Genomic DNA, 5,063 nt, shown 5'->3' with positions numbered 1-5,063 from the left:
GTGTCGCGCATGTCCGGGTCGTCGGTGATCGGACGGACCAGGGTCATGGAGCAGGCGTCGCGCGGGTCGACGCCCTTGGCGATCAGCTGGCCTGCGTAGACGAGCAGGCGGGTGGAGATGCCCTCGTCCAGGCCGTGGCCCTTGAGGTTGCGCGCCCGCTGGGCGATCTCGACCAGCTTGCCGGCGGTGTCGCGATCGACGCCGGTTTCGTGGGCGAGGATCTCGGTCTCGGTCTCCGGGTCCGGGTAGTCGAAGTCCAGCGCGCCGAAACGTTGCTTGGTCGACTGCTTCAGGTCCTTCATCAGGTTCTGGTAGCCCGGGTTGTAGGAGATCACGATCTGGAAGTCGGGATGCGCCTCCACGAGTTCGCCCTTCTTCTCCAGCGGCAGGACGCGACGGTGGTCGGTCAGCGGGTGGATGACGACCGTGGTGTCCTGGCGGGCCTCGACGATCTCGTCGAGGTAGCAGATCGCGCCAATGCGGGCGGCCGTGGTCAGCGGGCCGTCCTGCCAGCGGGTGCCGTCCTTGTCGAGCAGGTAGCGACCGACCAGGTCGGAGGCGGTCATGTCCTCGTTGCAGGCCACGCTGATCAGCGGGCGCTGCAGCTTCCAGGCCATGTACTCGACGAAGCGGGTCTTGCCCGAGCCGGTCGGGCCCTTGAGCATCATCGGCATGCGGGCCTTGTAGGCGGCCTCGTACAGATTGACCTCGTCGTGGACCGTCCGGTAGTAGGGCTCGGTCTTGATGCGGTATTCGTCGGCGTTCGCGTTGCTGTCGCTCGTGCCGCTCTGGGGTGATTGATCAAACAGCATGTTGCACTCTCGTATTCTGGATGGATGTCTGGGTCGGGGCGTCGCCGGTCAATCGACCTGGCGTGATCAGCCCTTGAACTTCACCAGGCGGCTGACCTGGATGTCGGAGATGAAGACCACGCCGCTGTGCTTGTTGAAGAAGGGCGTGAAGCCCTCGAGGATCGGCTCGACGAGTTCCTCGGGTACCGCGGCGATGATCATGATCAGCACCTCGTCCTCGTTGAACATCAGGTGGCCTTCGTGAAAACCCTGGCTGCCCTTGCCGGAGAGGTTGCCGATGATGGTGTAGCCCTTCACGCCGGCACGATCAAGCAGGTCGGTGGCGAAGGCCTGATGCTCGCCCTCGAGGATGATCTCGAGCTTCTTCAGCGGTTTGAGGTTCAGGTTGTTCATGCAGGGATCTCCTCCGCAGCAGGTTGATCGGTCGCGTCTTGCCCGGCGGTGGGCAGGGCTTCCTGCCGCCACTCGCCGTCGACGAATCGGTGCAGTCGGCCGGTCTCGGGATCGACGATCACCGCCAGTACCCAGCCGTTGTTCACGAGGCTCTTGACGCCGGAGACGCCGTCGATCGCCGCACGAGCGTGCTCGAACGGCGCCTCGATGACCGTGAGCAGCCGAATGGGGTCATGGTACGGCAAGCCGTCGTAGAGCACCGTCTGCGAGGGCAATCCGGTGCGCAGGTCGGAGAGGTTGCCGGTGATCACGCCGAGACGGCAGGCGACGTTGTGATACGCCTTGGAGCCGGAACCGTAGTGCTCGTTGTCGACCGCCGAGAAATAGTGCTCCATGTTGATCCACTGGCCGACGACCAGCGGACCGGTGAGGATGCTCTCGAGCAGTCGGCCCTTGGGGTCGACGCGGTAGTCGTAGGACTGCAGGAAGGTGCGGCCCTCGAGATCGGTCGCCTCGGTCAGATGACGGCGGCCGATGATGAAGCCGGCGTTGCGCGCCAGCCCCCACTCGGGCCGCACCTGGGTCCAGTCGACCGTATTGCGTTGCGCCTTGCGTGCCGCCTTGACGGCATCGAGCTCCGGCTCGTCGTCGGGCTCGAGCGTCTGCAGCCGTTCGGTGGCGGTGCGGCGCATGGCCGCGCGCAGGCCGTTGCGCAGGCGCTCGAGATAGACCAGGTGACTTGCCGGCAGCAGGTCGAGGTCGTGCAGCTTGATCTCGTCCGAGGTGGTGTTGTGGAAGGCCGGCAGGAACCAGGCATCGTCGGGGATATCCAGGCCTTCCTTGCGCAGGCGGCGACGCACCTCGGGCTTGTTGCCCATGTGGGCCAGTACCCGGGCGCTGACCAGACCGTGGCTGCCGCCGCAGGCACCGCAGTCGAGCGCGGACTCGTAGGGGTTGTTGTCCGACTGGCTGCCGTGGCCGGTCAGGATGATGAAACGCGAGAATTGCTCTGTCAGGCCGATCGAGCGCAGCGCCTGGGCGACGAAGAAGGTCTGCTCGTCGAGCGAGAAACCGATCCGGCCGAGGCGCTCGAGCTGCATCTGCGCGTAACTGCGATTGATGCGGAAGTCGTCCTGCAGCGTCTTGATGAACTTCGACTCGGCGCTCTCGCTCAGGGCGAAGTCGCGCGCGAAGCTCGTCTGGCCGACATGGTTGCCCATCGCCGACTCGCGCAGTTCGCGGATCATCGAGTCGGTGATCGACTCGCGCTCGATGCCGAACTCATGGTGGATCGCCTTGACGATGATCACCCGTTGCAGGGCACGGACCACCGAGTCGGCCTGCTCGCGGGTGAGCTTGTCGACCATCAGTCGGGTCGAGGGCTTGTCTGACTCGATCTTGTTGCGCCAGCGGTTGTAGGCCGCCGGGGCAATGGTCTTGCCGATCATGTCGAAGCCGAACAGCAGCCCGATCGCCTCGACGGTGAAGTAGGGCGAGAGCACCGAGTGCTTGAGGTCGTGCAGCAGGTGCTCGGCCGAGGAATACAGGTCGGTATCCAGTTTCTCGGCGCCGGTGGTCACCTCGAGCACGAGGTTCTTGGGCGTGACTACCACCGGGCAGAGGTGATCCTCGCTGCCCTTGCTCAGCGCGATGAAGCTCACCGGCACGCCGAAGAAGCCGGCGATACCGTAGGTCTGGTAGTCGCCGATGGTCTCGAGCTGGCGGCGGATGCGCTCGGAGCGCACGTCGATGCAGAACAGCATCTGCGCGAACGGACGCTTCTCGCGCGGCTCGGCGGCGGTCAGGCGCAACTTGCCGAGCATCGAGCGGCGATAGGTGGCCTCCATGGCCTCGAGCCATACCATGCCCTCGCGCTTCTCGAAGGCGGTCAGCTCCTCGATCACCTCGGCCAGCTGGTCGCGGTCGAGCTCGCGGAAGACCGACGGCGTCCCGGCCAGATCGGCCAGTTCATCGAGTGCACGGGCCTGTTGCTCGCCCTCGGCGCGACGCTTGGCCGGCAGGTAGCGGGTGAGCAGGCTGGCGACCTCGGCGGGCTTGCCGCGGGCGACCACGTCCTCGACCGCCTCGGCGTGGGCCGGCAGCACGCCACCGGTGAACAGCTCGTGGCGCAGGTAGCACTCGGCCGGGCGCTCCGTGATCAGCGCCTCGAGCGCCTCGCGGTCGCCCGGCATCTTGCGCCGACGGGCGTGCTCGCGGATCAGGGACAGGGCCAGTACCAGGCGGATAGCGAGGAAGTCGACCAGGTCGGCCGGGTATTCCCTGGACCAGTGGTAGTGGCTCGCGGTCGAGCGCCAGCGGATGAAGCCCGCCCAGCCGTGCATGTGGGTCAGTTCGCGGACGATCAGGTCCTGCCAGACGTCTTCCGGGATGCCCAGCTCGTCGAGGATGTAGGCGATGATCCCCTCGGGGGTCTCGCTCTGCACCAGGATCTTCTTGATATGCAGCCCGCGCAGGAACAGGCGCAGGTTGCGACGGGCCAGCGCGCTCCAGGCGGTGAACAGGCCCTGCTCGCGCCCCGGCATCTGCCAGGCCGATTGCCCCTCGTCGAAGAAATCGAGGCAGGTCTTGATCAGCAGCTCGTCGAGCGTCTCGCCGATGCGGGTGCCGTACAGCAGGTCGAGTGCCTCGTAGAACGGACGCTCGGCGGGGAAGCAGCCACGCAGGCGTTCGGCCAGCGTCTCGACGTCCATCGGCGTCGGCTCGCCGGACCGGTGGTGCAGGGCGGCAGCGACGTCGTCGACATCGGCGACGGTGCGCTTGGGAATCACCGGATCACGCCGCTCGGTCAGCAACGTGCAGAGCAAGTCCTGCCCGCCGATCGCCTGCAGGGCAGGGCGCTTCTCGAGCGCCGCAGCCACGCTGGCCTCGAGGGTGTCGCGATCGACGCGGCCCTCGTTGAACAGGCGCTGGTAGTCGGCACGCGGCAGAAAGCCGCGACCGTGGAACAATTCCTCACCACGCTCGACCGCCTCGGGGAAGGGCAGGTCCTCCAGCCCGTGCAGCGGGTTGTGGTGGATGAAGGTGCGCATCGGCCAGAAATTCGGGATTGGCTCCGCGGCCATGTGCACCATCGAACGGATCTTCAGTCCGCGTCCGAGGGGAAGAGTCATACAGCACCTCCAGTCCAGAGCAGTCCGGCAGCCACGATCACCACGATCATTCCGGCGACCAGCCAGGTGGTCGAAACGGGCAGGTCGGCGGCGATCGGGCCGCTACGCGGGCCGAATATCGTGCCCTGCAGCAGCCGTGCGCCGGCCCAGCTCCAGAGGAGCCAGGTCAGCAGGACGCCGATGGCGACCCCGAGCGTGGCGCCGCCAAGTACGGCCAGCAGGGCAAAGAAACCCGGGAACAGGGGCAGGGCCATTGCCGCGAGCGTGGCCACCACGATGACCCCGGACAGCCGAGGCAGGTCGCGCGCCAGGCCGCCGTGCAGGCCCGTGTAGGCGGCTTCCAGCCGGCGGGCCAGCGCGTCGCGCACCAGCAGCATCAGGACCGGTGCGGCGGTGATCGCCAGCGTGAAGGCGATCAGGTCGGCCTCGGTCGGTCCCTGCATCACGAACAGCCACACCAGCGGCCAGGCGGAACTGGCCAGCATGGCGGCCCAGCGGCCGACTTCGCGCACGGTGAGCATCCGGAAGGCGTAGAAGATCGCGCTCAGGGTCGCCCAAATTGCCAGTACCGTGCCGGCCGGGGCGAGGTCGCCCCAGAGGATCAGGGCGACGCCGATCTGCGGCCAGACAATGAACAGCGCCAGGCGAGCGAACGGGTTGGCAATGCCGGCGGCCAGGCGATTGAACACGAGGCTGGCCGGGAACAGCGGCAGGAAGAACGCCGCGA

At 66.8% G+C, this 5,063-nt stretch carries 4 protein-coding genes; all 4 read right to left on the bottom strand.

Translation table 11 applies throughout. From position 1 onward, the window contains the following. The coding region (locus ACESL5_RS09310; RefSeq protein WP_372592506.1) for a CbbQ/NirQ/NorQ/GpvN family protein at positions 1–812 on the bottom strand (812 nt) is incomplete at its 3' end. Between the two features lie 66 nt (positions 813–878). After that, a complete protein-coding gene (locus ACESL5_RS09305; protein ID WP_372592505.1) occupies positions 879–1,205 on the bottom strand; it encodes a P-II family nitrogen regulator in 327 nt (108 codons plus the stop codon). After that, positions 1,202–4,336: a DUF2309 domain-containing protein gene (locus tag ACESL5_RS09300; RefSeq protein ID WP_372592504.1), complete on the bottom strand. Its 3,135-nt coding sequence runs from the start codon at positions 4,334–4,336 to the stop codon at positions 1,202–1,204. The genes ACESL5_RS09305 and ACESL5_RS09300 overlap by 4 nt, the downstream gene beginning before the upstream one ends. Continuing rightward, a partial coding sequence (locus ACESL5_RS09295) for a hypothetical protein (protein WP_372592503.1) occupies positions 4,333–5,063 on the bottom strand: 731 nt, incomplete at its 5' end. The genes ACESL5_RS09295 and ACESL5_RS09300, both read right to left, overlap by 4 nt.

Source organism: Guyparkeria sp., assembly GCF_041687595.1.
GTDB lineage: Bacteria > Pseudomonadota > Gammaproteobacteria > Halothiobacillales > Halothiobacillaceae > Guyparkeria.
The sequence above is the reverse complement of the archived record's forward strand: the minus strand, read 5'-3'. Positions and strand labels throughout refer to the sequence as shown.

Bases quoted from the DNA above. Each gene is read 5' to 3' on its own strand.
- ACESL5_RS09305 (WP_372592505.1), bottom strand. From the start codon at position 1,205: ATGAACAACCTGAACCTCAAACCGCTGAAGAAGCTCGAGATCATCCTC.
- ACESL5_RS09300 (WP_372592504.1), bottom strand. From the start codon at position 4,336: ATGACTCTTCCCCTCGGACGCGGACTGAAGATCCGTTCGATGGTGCAC.